Here is a 26,115-nt window from a genome sequence, read left to right as displayed (position 1 = left end):
AGTTTCGAACACAAGAGAATTACAAGCGAAAATTACTGCTGTCCAGCTACTTTCGACAATTCGGACAAACGTCAGATCGAACCCAGCTCCCGCGCACGAGCTACCGCCGACGTCCGCGACTTCACGCCCAACTTGCCGAAGATGTGGACCAGATGCGATTTGACCGTGGTCTCGCTCAGGAAAAGTTCTTTACCGATCTCTCGGTTGGATCGACCCGCCGCCACCAACTTCAGCACTTCGATTTCCCTTGGACTAAGGCTGGTTTCGGGTTTGCGTACCCGAGTCATGAGCTTCGACGCGATGGCAGGGGAGAGAACGCTGTCCCCGCTCGCAGCGGCGCGGACGGCCGACAGCAACTCGACCGGGGGTGTGTCCTTGAGTAGATAGCCGCTGGCTCCGGCTTCGACGGCGCTCAAGATATCCGCGTCCGTGTCGTAGTTGGTCACAACGAGTACGTGCGGCGGATTCGGCAGCGCGCATACCGCGCGGGTGGCGTCGACCCCGGTCTTGCCTGGCCCGAACCGCAGGTCCATGAGCACGAGGTCGACCGGCGTGGTGGCGCAGAAGGCTATGGCTTCCTCGGCGGTCCCTGCTTCGCCGACCACCTCGATGTCGGATTCGCTTTCGAGCAGCGCTCGCAGCCCGGCGCGCACGATCGCGTGATCGTCGGCGAGCAGCAGGCGGATCACTGTTCACCGACATCGAGGGGAAACGTCACCGCGACGGCCGTGTGTCCCGGCTCCGACTCGATGGAGAACGTTCCGCCCTGCAGTTCGACGCGTCGTCGAATTGCGTTGAGGCCAAAAGATTCCGCCGGTCCACGTTCGAGAACTTCCACGTCGAAGCCGCGGCCGTTGTCGACCACGTCGAGGCTGACGGTGTTGTCGGAATACGTCAGTGTCACAGCCATTCTGGTTGCATCCGCGTGGCGGAGAACATTGGACACCGCACCCTGGGCGATGCGCACCAGTGTTGCTTCGAGAGGCATCGGCAGCCGGATTGCCTCACCTTCGACCACGGATCGCGCTTCCAGTTCAGGACTGCTCGCGCGTTCACAGATTCGACGAAGCGCATCTGCGAGCGACTGACCGTCCAGGGCCGCAGGTGTCAATTCGGCGATGAGTTGGCGGGTTTCGGCAAGACTGTCCGCTGCGGTTTCCCGTGCGAGGCTGATCTGCCGGATGGCCGGGCTCTCCGGATCGGCGCGTTCGGCAGCGTGAAGGAGCATCTGGATGCTCGAAAGTCCTTGGGCCACGGTGTCGTGGATCTCGGCTGCGAGCCTTTCACGTTCGGCGAATTTTCCGGCATCGCGAGACGTCGACGCCAATTCTTCACGGGTGTTCATCAATTCGTCGATGAGACGACCGCGCTCGGCTGCCTCCCGGTACAGCGCCTGATATCCGAGACCGATAGCAACGGCTACGGCGGCGCCGATGATCGGACCGACGGCGCCGGCCACCGTCCACCCACGATGCAATCCGGTGCCGATCACGGCGACGGCCGTCGCCGCGGTGACGGCCAGCAGGCTCCAGGGGCGCCGCAGAATATGGAGATAGAGGAAGAAGAGTCCGAACGCGAGGTAGGCGGCGTCGGCGGATACCGCCATCGTTGCGATCCAGACGAGGGTCAGCACGGCCAGCCACCAGCGGGCAGCGTTGCCGCGCAGCCTTTTGGCAACCCCGAAAAGATAGACGGCAACAAAGATCACGGCCAACGCGATGATTGTTGCGGTCAGGTCGGATTCGTCGATCAGCGCTCGAAGAAACACCACACCGGCCAGCGCCATGACAAGGACATGCAGGCCCAGTTGTAGGCCGGCGAAGACAGGCGTGAGCGGAGATCGGTGCATCTCGCCCAGCTTAGCGAGGTTCGGGCCTGGTTCATCCATCAAAAGTTGTAAACCGGGATGGTTCTTTCGAGCGCTGGAATGTCGATCCGAGGTGCGATGGAAAGAGTCTGCATCCGCGAGAGCGTAGAGGCAAGCACAGGAAAGGAATTCACAGTGTTTGTCGCAATGAGGGACTTACGGGCAGCGCGAGGTCGTTTCGCGCTGATCTCCGTCGTGGTTCTGTTGGTTGCACTTCTGGTCAGTTTTCTCAGCGGGTTGACTGCAGGACTTCGCCATCAGAACGTGTCGGCCATCGAGGCCATGAATGCCGACACGGTGGTGTTTGCAGACACCGGAGCTGGGGCGTCGTTCGACGAGTCGGCGCTCACACAGGACCAGGTCAACGCCTGGGCCGGGGCCGCGAAGGATGTCGATCCCATCGGAATCGGCCGCGGGAAGGCAGGATTGGCCGACGGAAATCAGAAGTCGGTGGCCCTGTTCGGTGCTGACGGCGGTTTCGGTGACGTGACGCCGTCGGCGTCAGGCACGGTGGTGTTGAGCGAAGGTGCCGCCCGCGATCTGGGGGCGGGCGCCGGCGATCAGGTGAGCGTCGGTACGCAGCAGTTCACCGTCAGCGACGTTCGCGGTGACGACTGGTACAGCCATTCGCCCGTCGTCTGGATGACGCTCGGTGACTGGCAGGAGGCCAATCCACGCGGCGGAGTTGCGACAGTACTGGCCGTCACCGGAGCCTTTGACGCTTCCGCAACGGACAAGTCAGCCGTGACGACGTCGACGACGGTCAGCGGTTCGCTCGACGCGATCGGTTCGTACAAGTCGGAAAACGGGTCGTTGACGCTGATGACGCTCATGTTGTTCGCGATCTCGGCCCTGGTGATCGGTGCGTTCTTCACGGTGTGGACGATCCAGCGAACCCCGGATATCGCGACGTTGAAAGCGCTCGGCGCGACCACCGGTTCTCTGGTGCGCGACGCTCTGGGCCAGGCGCTCATCGTCCTGATTGCCGGCGTCACCGTCGGAATCGGGCTGACGGCCGTGGCCGGCTCGCTGATCGGTGACGCCATGCCGTTTGTCCTGGACGCATCGACCACCGTCGTACCTGCCGTGGCATTGATCGGACTCGGCCTGCTCGGCGCGGCCTTTGCACTTCGATTCCTCTCGACCACCGATCCACTCACAGCATTGGGGAGCGCACGATGACCATGACAACCGGCACCACAGTTCTCGACATCCAGAACGTCGATCTGACGTTTCCCGACGGGCAATCGCGGGTGACGGCGCTGGACGACGTGTCTCTGCGACTGCACCGCGGCGAGATCGCCGCGATCACCGGACCTTCGGGTTCGGGCAAGTCCAGCCTGTTGGCGGTGGCGTCGACCCTGATCCGTCCGGATTCCGGGCACGTCTATCTCCGGACGCCGGAAGGCAGCACCGACATCGCGGCGCTGAGTCGGCGGGCGGCGTCGGAGCTGCGACGCTCGTCGATCGGAATCGTCTTCCAGCAGTCCAACCTCGTGTCGTCGCTGACGGCTCTGGAACAGCTCGAGGTGATGGCGCATCTGGGGCAGTCCGTTTTCACGTCACGGACCCGTCGCAAAGCCGTGAAATCAAAAGCGATGGATTTGCTGGACGCTGTCGGGCTCGCGGATCAGTGCGGAAAACGGCCGTCTCAGCTGTCGGGTGGGCAGCGACAGCGCGTCAATCTCGCGCGAGCATTGATGAACGATCCGCAGCTTCTGGTGGTCGACGAGCCCACCAGCGCGCTCGATCAGGAGCGCGGTGCCGCTGTCATGGATCTGATCATCGGGGTGGTGCGGGAACACGAGGCGGCAACCCTTCTCGTGACACACGACCGAAGTCACCTGTCTCGGATGGATACTGTCTATCGTGTTGTTGACGGTTCCTTGGCGGAGGACCAGGAGGCGCTCGCGGCGTAACTCAGGCGGGCACGATTCGGGCATTCGTCACTGCATCCGGGCGGGAAGTCAACCCGCGATTTGCTGGGCAGTTAGACTGTTGTCGACTCGGGCAACTTGAGAGGACGTGTTATGGAACGCCGCCGCAATGTTGCGCAGCCGCCACAATCGCCGATTGCGGATCTGGAGCAGATGCCTGCTCTGATTCTCCTCGACAGGCTTCCGGTGCCGGTTATGGCCGTTCACCGCGACGGCAGCATCGTTTTTGCCAACCCGTCCTTCGCTGACATGCTGGGATATCCCAAGAAGGCCGTCTCGGCGTTGCGTTTGCAGGACATTCTCTACGACAAGGATGCCGACGACGTCAGTGCCGAGCAGGCTCATCGTGAACTGAGCTCCGAGCCGGGCTCGGTCAAGGAGTTCGTGCACTCGGACAGCACATTGGTGCGCGCGACGGTCAGTCAGTCTCTGCTCCGACGGGACGACGACACGATCACCCTCGCCGTCCTTCACGATCTGACGGAACGCCTGTGGAACAACCCACGGCACATCGACGACAAGCCCACCAAGTAGTCCCAGCTACTTCCGGGATTTGACGGTTCGGTCCAGGCCCAGGGTGGCGGCAAGGGTGTTGACCACCCATTCTTCGTACTTTTGGCCGGTCCAACCCGCTCCGACCACGAGGTCTGTGTACGTCTCGGGACTGAGCAGCGTGAGTGCGACGTTCACGGCTGTTTCGAGGTCGACGGTTGGCGCTTTTTCGACGATGCCGACCATCAGATGTTCCTGCACCGTGCGTCGCTGAGTGCGGTTGATTTGCCAAAGGCGGGCGGCGTCCTCGTCCGCGGAAGCAGCGGCCCGCAGGGCCAACAGTATGTCCGCGGTGCGCTCCAGAATGAGCCGTCCGTGGTGAACCTGAATCCGGAGTTGCCCGAGTGGATGTGGGGCGCCCAGTGCCGCCGCCACCCACGGACGGTCGAGAGTTGCCGTCTTTTCCTCGTCGCCCGCAACGGCCACGTCGAGCAGTGCTGACAGCACGCTCGGCTTGTTGCCGAACACAAAATAGACACTCTGCACCGACACGCCCGCCGCCGCGGCAAGCTGTTTGATCGTGGCGGCCGCGTAGCCGGGATCGACAAAAACTTCACGCGCTGCCTCGATGATCTTGCGCCGCGCCGACGTGTCTTCCCGAAGTACCTCAGTCATGATTAGAGTCTAACTCTAGAGTCGAACTCTAGCGACTCGGGAGGCGAAATAATGACGAAGGTTCTTGTACTCGGTGGCTACGGTGCCGTCGGGATTCCCCTGATGAAACAACTCGCGAAGGTCCCCGAAATCTCCGCGTACTCCGCCGGGCGCGATCGTGCCCGCGCGGACGTCGTCGTTGATCTTAAAGAACCAGGCGCGTATTCGGCTGCGGTTCGAGACTTCGATGTCGTGGTGAATGCCTCGGGTTTCGAGGATGTTCGCTTGGCAGAAGAAGCGGTACGCAGTGGGGCGGCATTCGTCGACGTCACGGCAACCTCGAACTACTGCGAAGAACTGGAAGCGGTCGACGGACCCGTCCTGATGGGCGTCGGATTGGCACCTGGATTGACCAGTGTCCTTGCCGCCGAGGCGCATCGACTCGGCGACGGACCCGTGGACATCGTGATCGGCCTCGGCGGCGGAGAACTACACGGACCGGCCGCGACGGCGTGGACGTACGGGATGTTGGGGACGAGGTTTCCCGATCCCGACGGGCGATCGATCCGGAACTACACCGGGATGAAGACGTTTCGGATGCCGGCGGACGCGACCGGGTACCGATCCGGTCCTGCTGTGCGGGCAGACTTTTCGGACCAACATGCGTTGACGCGCGACCTTGGTGTTCCGGTCAGAACGTACCTGCGATTGGACACGTCCACCGCGACGCTCGGGCTTGCGGCCATGACGTGGGCGCCCGCCCTCCAGAAGGTAGTGCCGAAGAAGCTGTGGGGCTCGGATCGTTGGGTTGCGATGGCACGAACGGATACCGGCCCGGCGCTGTGGGTTTCGGGGCGTAGCCAGTCGGCCGCGACGGCAACCATCGCCGCGCGTGCCGTGCAGGTGATTCGAGACAGTGCAATCTCGAAGCCGACTTGGTTTCACGCGGTGGAGACCGCAGAGTCGTTACAACTGGCAGTTCCGGAACTGTCAGTGCGGCAATGGGATGGTACGAGGCGGACGTCCGGCAAGACCGTCGACTAGTCGGGGCGAGCCGAGAAACGGCAATCCGGCGGCCGCATTGGTGAGACAACCGGGAACGACGACGCGGACGACGCGCAGGCCGGCGCGGAGAACATCAGTTGTGGTCAGATCGACCCATGCCGGCCTGAAACCCGAACCTGTCAGTGCGCTTTCGGTGTCGATGGGTGACGTCAGAGAGTCGGTATCCACCTCGCCGACGACGGCATCTGCCAGCTCACTCTCGAATCGTGCTTGGATCTCCGGGTCCAGGTGGAGCTGCAAGTGGCATCCGTAGTCCATGACGTCGGCGAAGTCCGATCGGTAGACGTCCGCGTAGTGTCGGTCGGCTCGCCACGGCGCAAGCGGGCTGGTCGGGGAGGTCGCGGCTAGACCGATGCCGCTCTCCGGGTCGTCGTAGTCGGCGGAAAGCAGTTGCAGCTGAAGCGCTTCGCCGAGCGACTTGAAAGCAGCCGTCTGCGCTTCTTCGTGGCAGGCGGTACCCATGGTCGAGTATCCGGTGAGTCGGTCGTGGACGAGGGCGCCGAGCACCGGGATGCCGAAATCGCTGTCGAATGACAACCACCTGGTCGAGAGGCTGCCGTGATTGCCCAGGCGGCGAAGCACCTCGGGGATGCCGGTGACTATCCGAACGCCGCGTCTTCCGGTCCAGGAAAGCGTCATCGCGTCGCGCTCGACTATCTCGTGCAATGCATTCCGTATCGCGAATTCCGTCGTGGGACCGGCGGCGAGACCCGCCTGCGCTACTGGAGAGATCGCCGGACCCGTCCGGGCGACGAAATGAGGATACGAACCCCAGACGAGTTCGGCCGGTACCCAGATATCCGAACCCGTGATCAGGTCGACTCCGCGAGTCCAGTCCAACTCGAGATCGTCGGTTGGTTCGACGAACGGGAACTGTGGCCGCGCGTACTGGGCGGCGTCGAAACACGCGAGTTGTGACAGGTCGATGCTTGCTCCGATCAATGCATCGGCCGACCCGCGGACGATCGGTTTGGCGACGATGTTCCCGCAATATCGTTCCACCGCTTCGCCTATCGCAGCTGCGGTAGGCCGCGCACGGTCACCTAGATCGAAGCAGTATCCGGCACCCGCCGAGTCGCTGGACCAGGGTGAAAAGCGTGCCGAATCGCAGACATACGAGTGAATCAGCTTGAACTCCGGCGGAAAGTGCTGGGGAACAACGGCGTCGACCAACTCTCGAATGATCCCAGTTCGGCGGTCGACGAGCAAAGACCTCATGCGAGAGGGACCGGCAGATGCAGATGGGTGGTCGATGCGCTGGTCAATCTGCTACCTCCAAGAAGGGGAAAAGCCGCCGGGGCATTGTTGTACAGACCGGGCGAGAGGACACGGACGACGTGTAACCCGGCAATCGAGATGTCGCGAGTAGTGAGATCGACGGAAATCGGTTGGTACCCTCGAGACGTCAGAAGGACTACCAGAGAAGCAAGATTCACAGGATCTTCGTCGGGAACCTCTGATACCGAGCGTGTTTCGGTGTAATCGAAGAGGTGCTCTTCCGCAAGGTGCGCCATCACGGGGTCGAGATACAGCTGGGCGACGGTCGGCAGATCGACGACGTCCTTCCACTGCGCATCGAACTCGTCCCGGTAACGACGGTCGGCCCGAAAGGGTTTGTACAGGTGCGCCGGCAGCGTTCCGTCCGCCACGCTGCGCCAGGTCGGCCCGTCGGGGTCGGCGAGGTCGATCGTGATGGCAAGTACGGCGTACGCCTCGACAAGCGCCTTCGAGACTGCCGCCTCCACCGTTGGTCGACAAGCTGTGCCCAGCGCGACCAATCCACGTCGGTCATCCCGGATCCACACCGCGGCGACGGGAATGCCGAAGGGGGAGGGAAGCAGAAGCACTCGAACGCTGCGGGTCTGGCTCTCCAGATCCCCGAGTTGGCGGTGCGCAGGTAACCGCTCCCAGTCGGCGAGCTCGATTGCCGGCTGTGACCGGTCCCCGCACCACCACAGTGCGGTGGCATCGCGTTCGAGAAGTTCCAGCAGAGCAGACATCTCGGCCTCGTCGCGTGAGCGTCCCGCGGCGATCCCGGCGTACTGCAACGACGCGATCGGTGGTTCGCCGCGACGGGTGCCGGTGTAGTACCCGAGATAGGTCAGGGCGGCTGGCACATAGGTGGGTACTTTATCGTCCATGGTGTGACCCAGCGCCCAGCGGATTTCCAGAGCCGATGTGAAGGGAACAAAGGGGAATCCGGGAAGGCGGTACTGATCCTCGCTGTACAAAGCAAATTTCGCGGGATCGACGACCCGTGAGCCTGCCAGTTCCAGCGCTGACGCACTGCTGCGGATCAGATCTTCGGGGACTACGTTGCCGCAATATCTTTCGACAGCCTCACCGGTTGCAGCACCGCGAGCTGCTGCGTCGTCGCGTATCGAAGCCCCGAATCCGTAAGGGTCCGCGCGAAACAGTGAACCGCTGCCGCCGAAGTTTCTGGTGTCGGCCACCCTCGCGGACCAACCGACCCAGCCCGTCGGCATGTCCGAGCGAATGTGTGGTTCCAGTGAGGTCAGCACGCCGCTTCGGGCGTCGACCAGCAAGTCATCCACCGGCAGTTCCTCCGAGTATCGGCAGGGTCAACGACCCGGAAAATGATTGGTGCAGTGCGGTACTGCGTGTTCCTCGATAGCGATCACCGTCTCCGAGATTGCGTGCGAGGCGGGGGAAATCCGAGCCGGCGATCCGCAGCGTCAAGACATCACCCGCGCGCACAGTGTGCAGCACGGGATCCAGATCGATTGTCACCATCGTCGGCTGCAGGCTGACGCCGGCCCCACGAGCGATCGACCTGGTGACTCCGGCGCTATCGACGATGCTCAGCTCGACGATCCAGTCAGCTTCGCCCTCGGGCGAATGCACTGTCAACTCCACCGAAGGCATTCCCGACAGCACACACTCGACCTCCATGTCGAAAGTCCAGACAACACAGTCGTTTCGGCCCTCGTCTGCGGGGTGCGTGAAGTTGAAAGGCGCCGTCCTCGGGTCTGGTTCGAGACGAACGCGATTCGCACCCGTGACATACGGTTCGGTCGACCAATCGCCGGCACCCCGGTCGAATACCCGATTGATGGTCACGGGCCGCGCCGAGAATATCGATTCCATCCACTCGACCTGAAGGCGGCCGAAACTTGTCTCGCCGACCATTCCAGGGCGGAGGTCGTGCGCCCAGGGGCCCACGATCAAACTCTGCGGCCCGCGCCCCACGGACGTGAAGTGCCGCAGTGTCTCCCGAATCATCGCATCGTCCCAACCACCGATGTGCAGCCCGGCGACGTCGAGTTCGGAGAGTTCGTCCGCGGACACCAGATCATCGCCACCGAAGTCTTCGCGCTCACGAGCGCGACGGATCGGCGTCAACCAGCCCGGTGAATCGGAGGTCAGGCCAACCTCCTCGATCATCGACTGCACCGGGAGATGTTCCAGCAAAGACGAATCCGAGCGCATCAGGGCAGGGATGAAACCCTCACGAGAGGAAGACGAATCTCCGTGCTCGCCCCACCACGCCAGATGCTCGGCGAGGAGAAGTATCCCCGAGGGATCACGTTTGACGCGGTCGCTTCCGATGGTCGGCACTTTGGAGACGACGCCGCGAGCACGAAATGCCCGATCGGCGCCGTTGGTCTCGGCAGCAAACGCCCACGCAGTTCCGGCCGCATACGAAGCCCCGCTTGCGATGACGCACTCCGGTGTCCACGGCTGATCCTGCAGCCACTCGGCAAGGGCGGCACCGTCCTCGCGCTCGTGGACGTAGGGTTCCCAAGATCCGGTGGAATCGTGCCGTCCACGTACGTCCTGACAGATGAATGCAATTCCTCGCGATCGCCATTCGAGCCCCTCGGCCAGATGCCACCCGCGTCCGTACGGGGTGCGGATCACGATCAGTCCCCGCGGTGAAGAATCTGGGAGAAGCACATCCGTAGCCAGCGAAGAACCGTCTGCCGCCGGGATCTTCACTCCGAGTGAGATCACCGGAGCGTCGGCGAAGGCTCGAGAACGCCGCCCGGCAGAGGTAGCACGGGATGGCGAGTCATCATCAGGGTTCGTGGATTCATCCGGATCTGGTGGTGAAGGTGTGATTGCGGTGCGCCGTAAGAACTAGCCACGACGTCCGAACATGCAAGTGCACTGACCATTGCGGCTGCGGTGGGTGAAAGTTTAAGCGGACGACGTTCGCTGTCGGCGAGGTGGTTCCACAGCGCCAGCAGGTGATCCGGTACACGTGACGCGGCAAGGCGTCGACCGCAGACGTCCCGGTAGCTCGCGCTGTCGATGCCGTCGAAGAAGGGACCGATGCAGATCTCACCCAGTTCCGCGTGGACGCGTTGCCACGGAGTTCGGCTGTGGCGGCACCAGGTATCGAGTTCCGACCACGCGTCGTGAGGAGGAGCGTCGGCAACCGACAGTACGAGGTCCGACGACGCAACGTCGTCTTCGATTGGCGCAGTGGTGGATACGACCTCGAGGTCCGGAAGCGCCTTGGAGAGCAGAGCGATGCAGGCATCGGCAACGGGTCCGACCCCGTCCATCAGCACACGCTGTGGGACCGGAATCTCTGGCACTTGACCTGGAACAACCAGCACGCCGCGAGAGACGAGGGCGTCGGCGATCTCGATAGCTCCCGGGCCGAGCACCGAACCAGAGCGCCTGAGAAAGTTGTCGAGTTCCGCGAGGTCTTCGGCCGGCGCGCCGATCGTGACCGCGTTCTCGTCCGGTGTCAGGTAATGCCAAGCACCGTCCGTGGTCGGATACAGCTGGTGTCCGTCGGCGAGGGCGTACACGGATCTCCTTGTCGGTGCCCGCACCCGACGAGTCGGATGCGGGCGGGGTCATCGGCAGATCAGACTGTCGAAACAGTCTGGATCAGGGGAGGTTTCAGCTCTGGAAGCTGAACGGGTTGTCGACGAGGGCATTGGTGCCCACACCCTGCAGAGCGTGTGCGGACGTTGCCTCGGCAACCGGCTCGAAGGTGAACGGGTTGTCGACGAGAGCGTTGGTGCCGACGCCCTGGAGTGCATTGGCCGGAGCCGAGTTGGAGATGCTGTCGAACGAAATGTTGCTCATTGTCATCCCTTCCGTAATGGAAACCATTTCCATTACGATCCCACCGTACGAAAGATCGCCACGGAGAGCAACAGGTACAAGAGAGTGCATACATGAGCGAGACCCCGACGACGGGATCCGTCGAAGCGCAACCACATGTCTTTCGGGACAGATCGTTTCGATTGTTCTTCACGGCTCGTACGATTGCCGTAGCCGGTGCGGCGGTCACCGGAGTGGCCATGCCGATCCTGGTGTTCGACATCAGCCGGTCTCCGTTTCTCACCTCGCTCGCGGCTGCGGGGACGGTTCTGCCGTATCTCGTGTTCGGCTTGTTCGCCGGCGCCGTGGCAGACCGAGTCAACCGGCGGACGGTCATCCTGTGTGCGCAGGCCGTAGCTGCACTTGCTTTGGCGAGTATTCCGGCAGCGCAGGCACTCGGCGTATTGACGGCGTGGCATGCCGTCGGCGTATCGATGTGTATCGGAACGTGTTTCGTGTGGTTCGACGCCGCTGCTTTCGGAGCGCTGCCTGCTCTGGTCGGTCGGCAGAGGATACCGGCGGCCAACAGCGCGCTGTGGACGTCCAGCACGCTGATCGATGTTGTCTTTCCGGCGATAGCCGGCGTGCTTGTGGCCTCGATCGGCCCGGCCTACGCATTGGGTGCTGATGCACTGGCTTACGTACTGGCCGGGCTGGCCATGGCCTCGATCGGAGCCTCGTTTTCGATTACTCCTGCGGCGCCGAAGAAGTCGGGAACCGGAATTGCGCGTGACATACGCGAAGGCCTCAACTTCCTCTGGCAGTCGCCGCTTCTGCGGGCCTTGACCGGCGTCGGCTTCGTCAATTCGCTGACGCAGGGTGCGGTTACGGCGCTCCTGGTGGTGTACGCATCCGAGAGGCTTGGGATTTCGACGTCGAGTCCGATGATCGGCGCCGTGTGGACGGCCGTCTCCGTGGGTGGAGTGGTCGGGGCAGTCTTGCTCCCACGCCTACCGGCGCAGTGGCCGGTCGGGGCGATCACGGTCGGGGCGCTGACCATCGGCCCGGTGGTGCTGTTCGTCGTTGCGACAACCGGCAATACCGGCGCCGCGATCACGGCGCTCGTCGTCTACTCCGGCTGTGCGACCGTCACCATCCTCAATGGCATCGGTGCACGTCAGCGCCTGACTCCGGATCGTCTGCAGGGGCGCGTGAACACCACGGCGAGGATGGTCGCCTGGGGTGGTTCGCCGGTCGGCGCCTTGATTGCCGGGGCAATCGCAGGACGCTGGGACATCGGCACCGCCTACCTCGTTGCGTGCATCTTTGCGCTGGTCGGGGCGCTATTCGCGTGGGCGAGCGCGCTGCGGACCGACCCTCACCCGCACAGATGAGCATGTGACTATTAATGAAAACGACTGTCGTTATGGTTAGATCCACCTGTTCATGACTGCGAACCCCACCGACTCAGGAGTGCGATGACGCTGACCAGCGAGGCAGCACCACGAGTGCCGTCGCGTCCACATCCCGTCGGCGAGCGCGGGTACGTCCCGTTTCTGTTGGCCACGGCGGTTGTGCTTGTCGCGGTCTCCACCGTCGCGGTGTGGTCGGGTGCCGCGTCGGTGTCCTTTGCCGACGTGTTCGCGGTGTTGTACGCACACGTCGGCGGTCCGCCGGTCGACCCGTTGCTCGATCGGATCGTGTGGGGATTGCGGGTACCGCGCATTCTGATTGCGGCATTGGCGGGCGCCGGGCTGTCGCTGGCCGGCGCCGTGCTGCAAGCGTTGGTGCGCAACCCGATTGCCGATCCGTACATTCTGGGCGTGGGTTCCGGAGCATCCTTCGGTGCAGTACTGATCATGACGACCGGCATCGGAACCAGCCTGTCGATCGGTGTTCCGGTGGCAGCCTTCCTGGGGGCCATGGTCTCCCTGATCGCGGTTCTCGTACTGGGTCGGCGAGAGGGAATGCTCGTCCCGCTGCGCATGGTCCTGGCCGGAGTTGCCATCGGCTATCTGCTCTCGGCTGCAACAAGTTTTGTGCAGTTGCGCGCCGATCCGAGTCAGCTTTCGGGAGTGCTCTTCTGGTTGCTGGGCTCGGTGAGCGGGGCCAGTTGGTCGGATCTCGGTGTGCCCGCCGCGGTGATCACCGTCTGTGCGGCAATTCTGTTGACACAATCGCGCCAACTCAACGCGTTGGCCATGGGAGACGAGAGCGCGCAATCGGTCGGCGTGGACGTGCGCCGTACCAGGTTGCTACTACTGGTGATCGCGTCGTTGCTGACCGCGGTTGTCGTATCCGTCGCCGGGGGAATCGGTTTCGTGGGGCTGCTCGTGCCGCACGCCGTACGACTTCTGGTCGGTTCCGATCACGGCAAGCTGCTCCCCGCGACCGCGTTGGTTGGTGCCACCTTCCTGGTGATCGTCGATCTTGCGGCTCGGATGTTGGATGCGCCCAACGAATTACCACTCGGGATCATCACCGCCGGATTGGGTGCACCGTTCTTCCTCTGGTTGCTTCGACGGGACGGCGGTGCGCAGTCATGAGATTGTCGGCCAGCGGAATTCACGTCGTTCGGGGCGGACGCCTCGTGGTTTCGGGTGTAGACCTCGAAGCGCCCGAGGGAAGCGTGGTCGGACTCGTCGGACCGAACGGCAGTGGAAAGTCCTCCCTCCTTCGCGCGTTGTATCGCTCGATGAAGCCGCGAAGCGGAATCGTGAAGGTGGACGAGGTGAATGTTTGGGACGATCACTCGCCTCGATCGGCAGCACGCATCATCGGTGTTGTGGGGCAGGAGCATTCATCCGATTTCTCGTTCAGCGTCCGCGAGGTGGTTGCAACGGGTCGAACGCCGCATCACAGCGCGTTCTCTCGACTCGGCGAGATCGACCGAGACATCGTCAGCGCAGCACTGATGCGAACCGGCATGCAGGGCTTTGGATCACGTCTCTTCGCCGAACTGTCCGGCGGAGAAAAGCAGCGTGTGATGTTGGCCCGGGCGATCGCTCAACAACCGTCGGTGCTGGTCCTGGACGAGCCCACCAACCACCTCGACATCCGTGCTCAACTCGAATTGATGGAATTGGTCGCCGAACTCGGTACCACGACGATTGTCGCGATCCATGAACTCGCCTTGGCCGCAGCGTATTGCGACTACGTCTGTCTGCTCTCCGGCGGGGTAGTTGTCGCGACAGGACCAACGGCCGAGGTCCTCACCGAGGACCTGCTGTCCGAAGTATTCGGGGTTCAGGTGCATCTCGGCACTCATCCGTTGACCGGGCGCCCCCTGCTCTCGTTCGCCCCTCCGCTCCTACACACGAAAGAAGCAGTGTCTTGAAATCCTCGATACGTACTGCCGCGCTGTTGTGCTCGGCCGTTACCGCCACTGCAGTACTGACCGCATGCGGAAACTCCACGGCGGATTCGGCGGCGTCGTCGTCCGAGAAGATCACCGTCACCAATTGTGATCGCGAGGTCACGGTGCCCAAGACGGCGGAGCGGATTGTCTCGCTGTATCCGTCGATGACGGAACTTCTCATTCAGCTCGGCGCCGCCGACCGCATTGTCGGACAATCGAATACCGACCTCTCTCCTCCCAGCCCCGAACTCGCTGATCAGTTCGCGGCCGTGCCGGTACTGAGCACCGGAGTTCCCGCGAAAGAAGCATTGCTCGACGCCCGTCCGGATCTGATTGTCTCCGACGGGGAATACTGGTTCGACGGTGACCGATTGCAGACCATGGACGAATTGCGTGACCTCGGCATCCCGATCTTCGTGAACAGCGGCTACTGCCACAAGGCCGTCACCGAGGGGCGGATCGACGACGTCTGGTCCGACCTCGACGGTCTCGGCGCCTTGACCGGAACTAGTGACGCGGCAGCAACCCTCCTGGCCGACGGCAAGAAGTCCCTCGCAGCAACCGAGGCATCTGTCGCCGGGCAGGAGCCGGTTCCCACTGTGATGGTTCAGGTTTCGGAGGGACAGTCCTATGCTCTGGCCAGGGGCCTCTACAGCAGTGTGCTCGAGGCCGCCGGGGGAAGCAATCTTTTCGAGAACGACCTTCCCGACGGAAAGTACTTCGGCCAGGTAGCCACGGAATCGGTGCTCGCGAAGTCGCCGAAGGCTGTCCTCGTCGTCTACTCCACCGAGTCGGCTCGGGAATCCACCCTGGATGCTGCGCGGACGGCATTTGCCGGAACCCCCGCCGCGGCGTCGAATGCGATCTTTGCCGTTCCGGAGGCGTGGTTCGCCGGCGAGTTGGTCTCGATCGACGGGGCCGGCGAGGTGTCTCGCCTGCTGCACCCGGGTTCGTGACCGCACTCGAGCGAATCGAGGCCGTCGTATCGCTGCATGCAGTGTTGGACCGGACGGTGAGTCCGTCGGAGCTACCGTTCGACGAGGGCGCACTGCCGCCGGTGACGTCTGAGTTCGTTGAATTACCGGCGCCGACGCCACTGCCGGCCCAGGACTTTCCGGATATCTTGCAGGCACGACGGAGCCACTACAACCCAGCGCAAGATGCTTTGGGAATCGATGAACTTTCAAATGTGCTGCACCACAGTCTGGTCAGCAGCCCGACGGCCGGTGGGATGCGCGAACTGAGGCTGTCGTTTGTTGTCAGCCAACCCGGACACTCGCTTGGAGCCGGGGTGTACCGGTACATCCAGGAAGGCCGTGCTGAGGCCGTCCGGCTGGGTGACGTACAAGGAAACCTTCGAGCGAGCCTTCTCCAGCCCGAGTTCGTCGACGTGTTCCCGGTTCTTCTGTTTGTGGTCGCCGACGTGGAAGCGCCGCTCGAGAAGTACGCGATGCGGCACTACCGCACGATGCACGTGGATGCCGGTGTGCTGGTTCAGAATCTGTACCTTGTGACCGAGGCGATGGGACTTGTGGGCTGCGCCATCGCAGGATTCACGGATGCCCGAGTGGCATCTCTGTTGAATCTCGCGACGACGCAGCTTCCCGTCATGGCTTTTGCACTCGGGCGGCCCAGCTAGTTCAGGCGAGGATGCGCGCCTTCTGGGTCTCGAACTCGGCCTCCGTCAATACGCCGGCATTCTTGAGTTCGCCCAGCTTGGTGAGCTGTTCGAGCTTCGCGTCCATCGACATTTCCGATTCTGCCGGAGCTGCCTGCGGCGGGAGGGGCGGTAGATCGGGAATCGGCGGCACCGGCTGGACCTGCGCTGCGCGGGCCTGATCTTCGGCAGCCCAACGGGTCCGCTGACGGCGCTGAACATTGCCGTGAATGGAGCTTGCGACGGCTACCCGGCCGGCTCGCCTCAAGAAACTCATGCGTCCTTCTCCGTGGTATCCGGTGCGGTGTTGTCCAGTGCAGCAGCCAGTTCGTCCACGCTCAGGTGACCTTCGGTGACAACCTTTGCGCCGCTGCGGGTCCAGGCCTCGATGACCGGCAGTATTGCCAGTTCCTCGTAGACGAGTACGGCGGCAACACTTCCGGCAGCCAACTCTTCACCAACGGCAGCGATGTCGCCGGCGTCGAGCAGTCCGGAGGCAGCGCCGTCGAACTGCGCCAAATCGAAATCTGCGAGTTCGAAGGTGGACGCGGGTACGACGGATACCGATCCGTCGGCGGCTTTGGTGACGAACTCGAGGTCGAGGATGCGGATCACTCCGGAGTCGACGAGAGCGAGCAGCTGCTCGAATCCCGCGGAGGTCGGTGCACCGCTGGGAAACTCGACAGCAACGTACTCGATCGGACCGAATTGGTCTTGGTTGGACATCGGTTACTTCTTGCCCTTCGTGGGTTGCGGTTCTTCCAGAGCAGGTACTTCGTTGGGCATGCGCCCGGCCGGAATGATGGCGAGCAGAGAGAGCCCGGCGAGTACGAGCAGCGAGGTTCGCAGTGCGCGCAGGCGCGCTTCGGTGTTGATCCGGATGGCTTCGTCGATCTGTGCCTGTGTCGCGGAGGTGTTTTCGAGCGTCACGACGAGTTGATCGTTGGGGACGAAGTTGACCTGGTCGAGATTGATCCCTGACTCGACCTTGAGCGATGCCGGGATGGTGGGGTTGTCGATCAGCTGCGAGCTGACGAGGGTACCCAGGATTCCGACGGCGAACACGCTGGCCACCGCGATGCCGACACTGCCGGACATGTTGTGTACCAGTCCTCGCCAGGCGCCGACGTCACCGGCCAGTTCCTTGGGAGCTGCGGTGAGGAGGGTGTTGAACACCAGCGCAACGATGGCGCCCTGCCCGAGGCCGAGGGTGATCAGGCCGATGACAACAAAGATCTGATGCCAGTCACCACGAATGGTGAAGGCCAACAGGATGAGTCCAGCGGCAACAACGACGAACCCGGCTCGTGCGATCAGACGCGGGGAGTACGTCTTGTACAGGCGCGCGACGACGGTGCTCGCGATGAAGATCGAGAGTGTGTACGGGATGATCGAGAACGACGTCTGCAAGCTGCTGCGGCCCTGGATGATCTGCATGTACAGCGGAATGAGGAAGTTGGCCGCGGTTCCCACGAACATCATCGTCGCCATGCAAATCGTGGTGGCGCGCTCGGCGCCGGTCTTGAGGACGTCGAGGTTGAAGAGCTGAGGCTTGTTCTGCGCCTTGCGGCTTCGCGTCCACTGGAAGAATCCCTGCGCGCAGATGGTGCCGAGGACGATCAGGATGGCCGCGGGTGAAACACCGATGACCGAGAACGGCGCAGCGTCGGTGGCCAGGATGACGCCCCACGAGTTCAGGCCGCTGAAACCGAAGCTGAGCAGGATGACGGCAACGGCAGCCAGTGCGGCGCCGGCCCAATCGATGGTGATGTCCTTCTGCGGGGGAACAGGTTTGACACGGAAACTCAGGACCAGGTTGACCACGGCGAGCGCCACGACGAGGGCGAAGGAGTAGCGCCACCCGATGGTCGTCGCGAAGGAACCGGCGATGAGTAGTGCCAGCACACCGGCTGCGGGGATTGCTGCTGCCAGGTAACCGATGGCCTTTGCCTGCTGATCGCCATTGAAGTTCGTGGCGATGAAAACCGTCAACGCGGGGGCGATGAGAGCGATCACGGCGCCGGACGCGGCTTGCGCCACGAACAGCATTGCCGGGCTCTGGCTCAGAGCGACCGCAGCCATCGCGAGACCGTGAATCGCGACGGCAATCTGGAAGACCAAACGCGTCCCGTAGCGGGCGCCGATCTTGGCGCCCAGCAGAATGAAGGCAGCCATGGCAAAGGTGCCTGCGGTGATCGCGGTGCCGACACTTGTTGCAGGAGTGTCGAGATCGGTGGTGATGCCGGCCATCGAGACGGTCAGCGCATTGACGGCGAACGACGCCTGAATCTGCGTGAGGACCACCACGATCAGTGGTAGCCAGGAGGCGGTGGTTACGGCGGCCGACGTATCGGCTGCGCCAGGCTTTACGGACATCATGGGTCACGCCTTCCTCGACACTGCGTGTACTCGCGGCGTGCCCGGATCAGCCACGCACGGTTACATTAGCCGGAATTGTGCTGAATGGTCGCCTGCAAGTGGTTGGTTTCTTCGCGGTAGACCACCATCTCCCGTTGCAAGGCGCGCCGGAAGCGTGGTTGCTCGGCCAGGAGTACGGCCAGGACGGTCAGCAACAGCCACGTCGCGGCCGCGCTCGCGAGGAGCAACAGGACCGGAATCCACGGCCCGCCCATTTGTTCGAGCAGCGTCGTCTTCGCCCAGACTCGCCAGTAGAGCATCAGATTGACGATCAGTCCGACACCGTACGAGATGACGAAGGACAGCAGGAACTGCTTCCATGTGCCGTCGTGGCGCCTCGCCGTCATCGGTTCGGCCCGCAGCGGCAAGGCCACGGACATCACGTTGGCGACACCGAGCCACAGCAGGATCATGGTCAGTACCTGACCGCACGCCTTCACCAGATCAGCACTGCTTCCGGAGCGCCACGCGAGGATGGCACTGAGCAAGAACCCGGCGCTGCCGACGAGAAGCAGCATCATCGCATTCTTCGCGACGAGGACGTGCCAGAGCCTGGTTCCGCCGGACAAAGCAGCACGGACGCGGCCGGCGTCGAAGCTGAGCGCATTGGTGCACACGACGCTTCCGACCACACCCGAGAGTGCGTACAGCGCAAGGTAAGGCAGTCGATCTTCCTTGGCGTCCCACTGGAAGAGGCGAATGAATGCCAGGTACGCCAAGCCCATTCCGAGGCTCAGCCCCAGTCGAAAAGCGATCGACCGAGGCTTGCCACTCACGACGTGCCGTGCTTCCTCACGGATCCGGGAGCCGAGACCCTGCACGTGCCGGACGACGGGGTTGCCCGAGTTCAGCGGGATGTAACCGCGGATCGCGGCGGCGACGGTATCGGAATCTCCGGCATCGAGCGCGGCGACGCGTGCTTCGAGAACCGCAAGGTGGGCGGCGCGCAAGGCTATCCGCGCGGTGGTCACCGCGGCGACGGCGTCGGCCTCGGCCTGCGCGGCGGTGCTGATGCCGGCGTCGGCGGGCAGCGGCGGCTGCAACGTCGTGATCAGTTCGAGTTGGCGAGCCATGTGCGGCGACGGCGACAAACCGCTGTACGACGGTCGGCTCAGCGCTGATCGTTCGTCGTCGAGCGAATCACGCACGGACGCGGCGGCCTTGCGGACGGCTGCCGGGTTGTGCCAGCGCACCGACCGGGCGTCACGCTCGGCGGCGACGGCCCGGGAGGCAACCTCGGTCAGATCCTCCACCGCTGTCAATGTCTGCTCCACTCGGTTTAGGTTGGTTTCATGACCACCAACTCGGAAAAGGAAGATCTCCAGCGGTACCTGCAGGCAGCACGTGACGCGCTCGTCTGGAAGCTCGACGGGCTGTCGGAGTATGACATTCGGCGTCCGATGACCCGGACAGGGACCAACTTGTTGGGACTGGTCAAACACATGATCGGCGTCGAGCTCGGGTATTTCGGTCCGACGTTCGGCCGTCGGGTTCCCGATCTACCGGCGTGGTTGCGTTCGGAGGAACTCAACGTCGACATGTGGGCCCGCGCCGATGAGTCCAGTGCCGACATCGTCGAAACCTATCGCCGCACCTGGGCTTTCGCTGACGCCACGATCGAGCAGCACGATCTGGACGCCCCCGGCTTCGTGAAGCACTGGCCGGAGGATCGTCGCGACGTCACATTGCACCGGATACTCGTTCACGTTGTCACCGAGATCCATCGGCACGCCGGCCACGCGGACATCGTGCGGGAGCTGATCGACGGAGCTGCTGGGATGAAGGCGGGCGACAACAATCTGGCTCCCGGTGATGAGGCGTGGTGGGCCGAGTACAACGACCGTCTGGAGACGGCGGCACGCGAGGCCCACCACGCCTGAACTACTCGAATACCGCTGCCGCACCGATCACCACGACGACGATCGCCGGGCCGACCATGTCGCCGGCCCCACGGGTGATCCGGGAGACGATTTTCTTCTCGCCCATCTTCGCGACTGAGCCGACGAGAACGGCGGCGAGGATGCCGCAATTCTTGACATTGACGTCAACGTCAACACACACTGTGACGGTGACCACCAGCGAAACGCAGGAGCGAGCGCGGACAGCCCGCAAGCTCGGGGACGGTCCACGTCGGGCCGGCCTGCTCGACACCGCTGCTCTCTGTTTCGGCGAACTCGGATACGACGCCGTGACGGTCGAGACGATCACGACCAGGGCTGATGTGTCCCGGGCGACCTTCTACGCGTACTTCTCGTCGAAGGACGAGGTCTTCCGCGCCGTCGCCGAAATGATGTGCCGACGCTTCCTCGACGCTCAGCACATGGAGGGCCCGGCGGCCGAGGATCTACGCGAAGTTCTCCGAACGACCACGTCGGCGTTCATCACGGCCGTGTACACCTACGGTGACCTGCTCGCGGTGATCGAGCATCGGGCGCGGGTGGATTCCGAGGTCGAGCGCAGTTGGTCGGCGGTTCGCGAAAAGCTCGTGAGCCGCTACGTCCGCTTTGTCGAACGGATTCGACAGGTTCACGACGTAGATCCCTGTGTTTCGCCCCCGGTGCTCGTTCAGATGATCTCGGACGCACAGATGGCCGGTGGAGCACGACTGAGTAAGGCGAGTGTCGAAGAGCAGAACCAGTTCATTGCAGATATGACGACGATGTCCGAACGGTTGATCGGGTTCGAAGAGTCGAAATAGATTTCTTTTACGAATGGAGTGATCGGTGGCAGAACAAGACGTGCTCGAAGCGGCTCTGGCGGAAATCTCTGCGCTGCAACAAGCGCATTGGCCCGCCGGGATTCCCCGCGCCGTCGAGTATCCGCTCGAAGGCGGGGGACTTGTCGACTACTTGCGGCATTGGGCGCTCGAGCGGCCGGATACTCCCGCAATCGTCTTCTACGGCCGCGTCATCACGTACGCCGAGTACGACGAGCTTTCGGATCGTTTTGCCGGATGGCTGCTTTCGCTGGGCGTCAAACGCGGCGATCGCGTCGGCGTTCACCTGGTCAATTGCCCGCAGTTCCATATCGCGATGCTCGGCATTCTCAAGGTCGGTGCGGTTCACGTGCCCATCAATCCGCTCTTCCGTGAACACGAATTGATTCACGAACTCAACGATGCGGGCGTGACGGTCCTTCTCACACAGAACACTTTCTCGAAGCTGGTGAAGAAGGTTCGTTCGCAGACTCCACTCGAACACGTCGCGAAGACCGCAGTATCGGACATGCTGACTGCGATCCCCACCGTCGAACTGCCCTTCGAGGTCGACGATCCGCGCCTGAGCGACTGGCAGTCGATCATCACCAGTGAGCGGGCGACTCCCGTTGCCACCGAACTCGATTCCCTCGCCGCCCTGAACTACACGGGCGGAACGACGGGAATGCCCAAGGGTTGTGAGCACACTCAGCGTCACATGGTTTACACCGCGGCCACCGCGACGCTTGCCGGTGGTGACCAGGTGGGTGCCAATCCGCCGGTATCTCTGGTGTTTCTGCCGATCTTCTGGATCGCGGGTGAGGACTTCGGCATTCTGGTTCCGCTCGTCAACGGCGGAACCGTTGTCCTGCTGAATCGTTGGGATGCGGAGACCACGCTCGACGCGGTCGAGACCTACGGTGTGACCTCGCTGGTCGGAACCGTCGACAATTACGTCGAACTGATGGACACATCAGGGTTCTCGGAGCGAAATCTCTCGACACTCCAGAACGCCATGGCAGTCTCGTTTGTTCTCAAACTCGATCCGGCCACGCGCCAGCGGTGGCGCGAGGCTACCGGCGGTGTTCTGCGCGAAGCGAGCTACGGCATGACCGAAACCCACACCGCGGACACGATCACCCTCGGTTTCCAGGACGGCGACTACGACCTGAAAAGCGAGCCGGTGTTCTGCGGAATTCCGGTGCCTGGTACCGACGTTCTGATCGTCGATCACGACGGCAGGCCGGTTCCCGTCGGTGAGCACGGACAGATCATCGTGCGCAGTCCGTCGATCCTTTCCGCGTACTACCGCAACGAGGCTGCCACCGCCGACGCCATCCGTGACGGCTGGTTGCAGACCGGCGATGTCGGAAAGTTCAGTGAGCGTGGTGGTTTGCACTACCTGGCGCGAAACAAGGAAATGATCAAGACCAACGGCATGAGTGTCTTCCCCTCCGAGGTGGAAGCGCTGCTGATGCTGCATCCCGCGATCGAAAAGGCTGCGGTGGTACCGAAACCGGACCCGGACAAGGGGCAGGTGGCTTTTGCGTTTGTCCAGCTGGTCGAGGGTTCCGACACCGCGGCCGATGAGATCGTCTCGTGGGCCAAGGAGAACATGGCTACGTACAAGGTGCCCGAAGTGGAAGTGCTCGAGGCGCTTCCGATGACTGCAACAGGAAAGGTGCGCAAGGGCGATCTGTTCGAGCGCACTCAGGGGGAAAAGTGAGACTGCTGATTGCGAACCGCGGCGAAATCGCGCTGCGGATCATTCGAACTGCCCGTGAACTCGGGATCGAGACGGTGTCGGTGTACGCCGAGGACGACGCGTCCAGTCCGCACGTCGCGGCGGCCACGGAGTCGGTGCCGCTCGGAGCTTCGGGCGCATCCGCGTATCTCGATCAGAGCGCACTGCTGAAGATCGCGGCCGAAACGGGCGCCACGCACGTGCACCCGGGCTACGGATTCCTCAGTGAGAATGCCGAATTCGCGCAGGCGTGTACCGAGGCGGGCATCGTCTTCGTCGGCCCGGACGCCCAGGTTCTCCGGACTTTCGGCGACAAGGCCAGTGCCCGCACTGCGGCGGTCGACTCCGGCGTACCGGTCCTGCCATCGACATCGGCGAACGCCGACCTCGACGAGGTGCGTGAATTCTTCGAGCGCAACTCCCGCGGCATCATGATCAAGGCGCTCAGCGGCGGCGGTGGCCGCGGCATGCGCGCGGTGCGCGACCCGAAAGCGCTCGACGACGCGTACCGTGTGTGTGCGGCCGAAGCCCAGTCGGGATTCGGCAGTTCGGCACTGTTCGCCGAGGTACTCAGTGAGCACGCTCGGCACATCGAAGTGCAGATCGTGGCGGCGCCGGGGCAAGGCGGAACCCACGCGCTCGCTCTGGGTGACCGTGATTGCAGCGTCCAACGTCGGCATCAGAAGTTGATCGAGGTTGCGCCCGCGCAGGGGCTGTCGGGGGCCCTGCGCGAGCGTCTTCACGCTGCGGCCGCAAGGCTGTGCGCCGAGGTCGGCTATCGAGGCATCGCGACGGTCGAGTTCCTGGTCGAGGAACGCGGATTCGTCTTCCTCGAAGTCAATCCACGAATTCAGGTGGAGCACACGGTGACCGAAGAGGTCACCGGAATCGACCTCGTCGCCGTGCAACTCGCGATCGCGGACGGGGTTCCGTTCGAGGACCTGGACCTGCCAACCGGAATCACTGCTGTCGAGAAGGTATCGGAGACGGTCGGATCCGTGGCAAACGCTTCGGGGATTGCGATACAGGCCCGCGTCAACATGGAAACCATGACGCCGGACGGCAATGCGCTGCCGTCCTCCGGCACGCTCGACAACTTCACTCCTCCGGGCGGACCCGGCGTGCGAGTGGACACCTTCGGTACGGTCGGACTCTCGCCGAGTGCGCGTTATGATTCGCTGCTGGCGAAGGTCGTCACCCACACGCATCGATCGGATTTTCCTGCCGCTGTGCGCAAGTCGATTGCTGCTTTGAGTGAGTTCACCATCGACGGCGTGGCGACCAACCTCGAATTCCTGCAGGCACTACTGTCGGACAAGGACTTCCGCGACGGCCTGGTCGACGTCGACTGGTTGGGTTCTCGATTGGCGGACCTCGTTCCCGAAGCGGGCCCACAAACACCCTCCGCGAGTGTGGACATCGCGCCGGACGAGGACGTGGTCCGTGCACAGATGGCGGGAATCGTCGTCGAACTTGCCGCAGTCGGTGACGGCGTCCATGCGGGTGGCCAGGTTGCCGTCCTCGAAGCGATGAAAATGCAGCATGTTCTCTCGGCGCCCGGTGACCTCGAAGTGGTCCGGGTCCTGTCGTCACCGGGGAGATCGGTGAGTGCGGGCGAACCGTTGCTCGTCGTCCGTAGCGCGAGCGCGGGATCGAAGCTCGCCGAGGTCGACGAGGTGGACCTCGACGACGTACGTCCCGACCTGGCGGAGATCATCGCTCGCCACGAGGTGACCCTGGACGCGGCGCGGCCCGCGGCAGTGGCGAAGCGCCACAAGCTGGGGCGGCGGACTGCTCGCGAGAACGTCTACGACCTGGTCGACGACGACACCCTGGTCGAGTACGGCGCTCTCGCGCTGGCAGCACAGCGCAGTCGGCGAAGCGAGGAAGACCTGATCGCCAACACTCCCGCTGACGGTCTGATCGGCGGAGTGGCGACCATCAGCGGCGGCGAGAGCGTCGTGATCTCGTACGACTACTCGGTGCTGGCCGGTACCCAGGGCATGCGCAATCACGCCAAGACCGACCGCCTGCTCGAGATCGCCGATCGTAAGCGAGTTCCGGTAGTGCTGTTCGCGGAAGGCGGCGGTGGTCGCCCCGGTGACACCGATGCAGGGGCGGGAGCGGGCCTGGAACTGGGAACCTTCCGTGCCATGGCGGCGCTGAGCGGCCGCGTACCCATGGTCGCTGTCGTGTCCGGCCGCTGCTTCGCGGGCAACGCGGCCCTGGCCGGTGCCTGCGATGTACTGATCGCGACGCCCGACGCCAACATCGGCATGGGAGGCCCTGCCATGGTCGAGGGCGGCGGGCTCGGAAACTTCCGCCCCGAGGACATCGGCCCCATCGACGTGCAGCGCCGTAACGGCGTCGTACACCTGGTGGCTGACGACGACGCTCATGCGGTGGCGCTGGCGAAGCAGTACCTCGGCTACTTCCAGGGCGCGAGCCAGGCGTGGACGGCTCCGGATCCGCGGCTCTCCCGGCACGTGGTCCCGGAGAATCGCCTGCGCTCGTATGACGTTCGTGGAGCGATCGAGGCGATCGCGGACGTCGACAGCGTCCTGGAACTGCGTCGAGATTACGGTCGCGGTGTAGTGACGGCACTCGTTCGTGTCGAAGGAGTTCCGTACGGTGTGCTGGCGAACAGCAGCGAGCATCTCGGCGGAGCGATCGACGCGGAAGCCTCGGACAAGGCTTCGGATTTCCTGGAACTGCTCGAAGCGCACCGCATTCCTCTGGTGACCCTCTGCGACACACCGGGATTCATGGTGGGTCCGGACTCGGAGGAGGAGGCGACGGTCCGAAGGTTCGGCAGATTCTTCGTTGCCGGTGCTCGCCTGACGGTGCCGTTCGGAACGATCATCCTGCGCAAGGGTTACGGGTTGGGCGCCATGGCGATGGCCGGTGGTTCCTTCCACGCACCCGAGTTCACGGTGGCGTGGCCGACCGGCGAGATCGGGCCGATGGGTCTGGAAGGTGCCGTGCGCCTCGGTTTCCGTAAGGAACTCGAATCCGTCGAAGACCCGGAGGCTCGGGAAACTCTGTTCGGTCAGTTCGTGGAACTGGCCTACGCACAGGGCAAGGCATTGATGGCGGCTACCACGTTCGAACTGGACGATGTCATCGATCCCGCCGACACCCGCGCCTGGATCAGGCAGCTCGGCAGAAACAGTTGAGATCCTGCTGATTCGAGCTGTTGCCGC

26 protein-coding genes are annotated in these 26,115 nt (G+C 63.2%); 13 read left to right on the top strand and 13 right to left on the bottom strand.

The features are described from left to right. Positions 1-71: 71 nt before the first annotated feature. Positions 72-689 carry a response regulator transcription factor gene (locus tag CPI83_RS28395; protein WP_019746299.1) on the bottom strand — a complete coding sequence of 206 codons (618 nt, stop codon included), beginning with the start codon at positions 687-689 and terminating at the stop codon, positions 72-74. Then, positions 686-1,888: a sensor histidine kinase gene (locus tag CPI83_RS28390; RefSeq protein WP_021332670.1), complete on the bottom strand. Its 1,203-nt coding sequence runs from the start codon at positions 1,886-1,888 to the stop codon at positions 686-688. The genes CPI83_RS28395 and CPI83_RS28390 overlap by 4 nt, the downstream gene beginning before the upstream one ends. 114 nt (positions 1,889-2,002) lie before the next feature. On the opposite strand from CPI83_RS28390, the gene CPI83_RS28385 reads away from it, so the two are divergent. The 3 genes from CPI83_RS28385 (at position 2,003) to CPI83_RS28375 (ending at position 4,338) form a co-directional block, all read left to right on the top strand. Then, positions 2,003-3,049 carry an ABC transporter permease gene (locus CPI83_RS28385; protein ID WP_198586329.1) on the top strand — a complete coding sequence of 349 codons (1,047 nt, stop codon included), beginning with the start codon at positions 2,003-2,005 and terminating at the stop codon, positions 3,047-3,049. Continuing rightward, positions 3,046-3,786 carry an ABC transporter ATP-binding protein gene (locus CPI83_RS28380; protein WP_097388077.1) on the top strand — a complete coding sequence of 247 codons (741 nt, stop codon included), beginning with the start codon at positions 3,046-3,048 and terminating at the stop codon, positions 3,784-3,786. Before CPI83_RS28385 ends, CPI83_RS28380 begins: the two co-directional genes overlap by 4 nt. Before the next feature lie 111 nt (positions 3,787-3,897). Further along, complete coding sequence (locus tag CPI83_RS28375) at positions 3,898-4,338, top strand: PAS domain-containing protein (RefSeq protein WP_003943598.1); 441 nt, start codon at positions 3,898-3,900, stop codon at positions 4,336-4,338. Between the two features lie 6 nt (positions 4,339-4,344). Here CPI83_RS28375 and CPI83_RS28370 read toward each other — a convergent pair whose 3' ends face one another. Beyond that, complete coding sequence (locus CPI83_RS28370; RefSeq protein ID WP_019746303.1) at positions 4,345-4,971, bottom strand: TetR/AcrR family transcriptional regulator; 627 nt, start codon at positions 4,969-4,971, stop codon at positions 4,345-4,347. A 51-nt stretch (positions 4,972-5,022) separates the two neighbouring features. On the opposite strand from CPI83_RS28370, the gene CPI83_RS28365 reads away from it, so the two are divergent. Continuing rightward, complete coding sequence (locus CPI83_RS28365) at positions 5,023-5,994, top strand: sugar nucleotide-binding protein (protein WP_097388076.1); 972 nt, start codon at positions 5,023-5,025, stop codon at positions 5,992-5,994. Here CPI83_RS28365 and CPI83_RS28360 read toward each other — a convergent pair. The 5 genes from CPI83_RS28360 to CPI83_RS28340 all read right to left on the bottom strand — a co-directional run bounded on the left by CPI83_RS28360 (position 5,941) and on the right by CPI83_RS28340 (position 11,082). Beyond that, positions 5,941-7,233 (bottom strand): YcaO-like family protein, encoded by a 1,293-nt coding sequence (locus CPI83_RS28360; RefSeq protein WP_097388075.1) that lies wholly within the window; start codon positions 7,231-7,233, stop codon positions 5,941-5,943. The genes CPI83_RS28365 and CPI83_RS28360 overlap by 54 nt on opposite strands. After that, positions 7,230-8,570, bottom strand: a complete 1,341-nt coding sequence (locus tag CPI83_RS28355; protein ID WP_097388074.1) for a YcaO-like family protein — start codon at positions 8,568-8,570, stop codon at positions 7,230-7,232. Before CPI83_RS28355 ends, CPI83_RS28360 begins: the two co-directional genes overlap by 4 nt. Then, complete coding sequence (locus CPI83_RS28350) at positions 8,563-9,990, bottom strand: CocE/NonD family hydrolase (RefSeq protein ID WP_097388073.1); 1,428 nt, start codon at positions 9,988-9,990, stop codon at positions 8,563-8,565. Before CPI83_RS28350 ends, CPI83_RS28355 begins: the two co-directional genes overlap by 8 nt. Further along, positions 9,987-10,799, bottom strand: a complete 813-nt coding sequence (locus tag CPI83_RS28345; protein ID WP_097388072.1) for a hypothetical protein — start codon at positions 10,797-10,799, stop codon at positions 9,987-9,989. Before CPI83_RS28345 ends, CPI83_RS28350 begins: the two co-directional genes overlap by 4 nt. A 94-nt stretch (positions 10,800-10,893) precedes the next feature. Continuing rightward, a complete protein-coding gene (locus CPI83_RS28340; protein ID WP_047272767.1) occupies positions 10,894-11,082 on the bottom strand; it encodes a streptamidine-related RiPP repeat protein in 189 nt (62 codons plus the stop codon). 92 nt (positions 11,083-11,174) lie between these two features. On the opposite strand from CPI83_RS28340, the gene CPI83_RS28335 reads away from it, so the two are divergent. From CPI83_RS28335 to CPI83_RS28315, 5 genes are all read left to right on the top strand, one after another. Next, the gene (locus tag CPI83_RS28335) at positions 11,175-12,434 is read left to right on the top strand and encodes an MFS transporter (RefSeq protein WP_097388071.1); all 1,260 of its coding nucleotides are present in this window, start codon (positions 11,175-11,177) and stop codon (positions 12,432-12,434) included. An 84-nt stretch (positions 12,435-12,518) separates the two neighbouring features. Continuing rightward, positions 12,519-13,586 carry an iron ABC transporter permease gene (locus CPI83_RS28330; protein WP_058038095.1) on the top strand — a complete coding sequence of 356 codons (1,068 nt, stop codon included), beginning with the start codon at positions 12,519-12,521 and terminating at the stop codon, positions 13,584-13,586. Further along, entirely contained in the window at positions 13,583-14,377 is a 795-nt protein-coding gene (locus CPI83_RS28325; protein ID WP_097388070.1) for an ABC transporter ATP-binding protein, read from the top strand. Before CPI83_RS28330 ends, CPI83_RS28325 begins: the two co-directional genes overlap by 4 nt. After that, positions 14,374-15,354: an ABC transporter substrate-binding protein gene (locus CPI83_RS28320; RefSeq protein WP_063315292.1), complete on the top strand. Its 981-nt coding sequence runs from the start codon at positions 14,374-14,376 to the stop codon at positions 15,352-15,354. The genes CPI83_RS28325 and CPI83_RS28320 overlap by 4 nt, the downstream gene beginning before the upstream one ends. Then, positions 15,351-16,037 carry a SagB family peptide dehydrogenase gene (locus CPI83_RS28315; RefSeq protein ID WP_097388069.1) on the top strand — a complete coding sequence of 229 codons (687 nt, stop codon included), beginning with the start codon at positions 15,351-15,353 and terminating at the stop codon, positions 16,035-16,037. The genes CPI83_RS28320 and CPI83_RS28315 overlap by 4 nt, the downstream gene beginning before the upstream one ends. Before the next feature lies 1 nt (position 16,038). On the opposite strand, the gene CPI83_RS28310 is transcribed toward CPI83_RS28315, so the two are convergent. The 4 genes from CPI83_RS28310 to CPI83_RS28295 form a co-directional block, all read right to left on the bottom strand. After that, positions 16,039-16,332: an SHOCT domain-containing protein gene (locus CPI83_RS28310; protein ID WP_069146707.1), complete on the bottom strand. Its 294-nt coding sequence runs from the start codon at positions 16,330-16,332 to the stop codon at positions 16,039-16,041. Continuing rightward, positions 16,329-16,781: a DUF6325 family protein gene (locus CPI83_RS28305; RefSeq protein WP_097388068.1), complete on the bottom strand. Its 453-nt coding sequence runs from the start codon at positions 16,779-16,781 to the stop codon at positions 16,329-16,331. The genes CPI83_RS28310 and CPI83_RS28305 overlap by 4 nt, the downstream gene beginning before the upstream one ends. 3 nt (positions 16,782-16,784) lie before the next feature. Next, on the bottom strand, positions 16,785-18,434 hold the full coding sequence (locus tag CPI83_RS28300) for an MFS transporter (protein ID WP_021332682.1): 1,650 nt from the start codon (positions 18,432-18,434) through the stop codon (positions 16,785-16,787). Between the two features lie 65 nt (positions 18,435-18,499). Next, the gene (locus tag CPI83_RS28295) at positions 18,500-19,747 is read right to left on the bottom strand and encodes a hypothetical protein (RefSeq protein WP_046377698.1); all 1,248 of its coding nucleotides are present in this window, start codon (positions 19,745-19,747) and stop codon (positions 18,500-18,502) included. An 18-nt stretch (positions 19,748-19,765) separates the two neighbouring features. Between CPI83_RS28295 and CPI83_RS28290 the strand changes: the two genes are divergently transcribed. Next, the gene (locus CPI83_RS28290; protein ID WP_019746321.1) at positions 19,766-20,353 is read left to right on the top strand and encodes a DinB family protein; all 588 of its coding nucleotides are present in this window, start codon (positions 19,766-19,768) and stop codon (positions 20,351-20,353) included. 1 nt (position 20,354) lies between these two features. Here CPI83_RS28290 and CPI83_RS28285 read toward each other — a convergent pair whose 3' ends face one another. Beyond that, positions 20,355-20,534, bottom strand: a complete 180-nt coding sequence (locus CPI83_RS28285) for a hypothetical protein (RefSeq protein WP_060938715.1) — start codon at positions 20,532-20,534, stop codon at positions 20,355-20,357. Between the two features lies 1 nt (position 20,535). On the opposite strand from CPI83_RS28285, the gene CPI83_RS28280 reads away from it, so the two are divergent. The 3 genes from CPI83_RS28280 to CPI83_RS28270 are packed head-to-tail and all read left to right on the top strand — an operon-like array spanning position 20,536 to position 26,088. Next, complete coding sequence (locus tag CPI83_RS28280) at positions 20,536-21,171, top strand: TetR/AcrR family transcriptional regulator (RefSeq protein ID WP_019746323.1); 636 nt, start codon at positions 20,536-20,538, stop codon at positions 21,169-21,171. Positions 21,172-21,196: 25 nt separating this feature from the next. Next, a complete protein-coding gene (locus CPI83_RS28275; protein WP_020905702.1) occupies positions 21,197-22,894 on the top strand; it encodes an AMP-binding protein in 1,698 nt (565 codons plus the stop codon). Beyond that, entirely contained in the window at positions 22,891-26,088 is a 3,198-nt protein-coding gene (locus CPI83_RS28270; protein ID WP_069146705.1) for a carboxyl transferase domain-containing protein, read from the top strand. The genes CPI83_RS28275 and CPI83_RS28270 overlap by 4 nt, the downstream gene beginning before the upstream one ends. Positions 26,089-26,115: the final 27 nt, after the last annotated feature.

This window comes from Rhodococcus sp. H-CA8f, from assembly GCF_002501585.1.
GTDB classification, from domain to species: domain Bacteria; phylum Actinomycetota; class Actinomycetes; order Mycobacteriales; family Mycobacteriaceae; genus Rhodococcus_F; species Rhodococcus_F erythropolis.
This window is presented reverse-complemented; position numbering and strand designations above follow the sequence as displayed.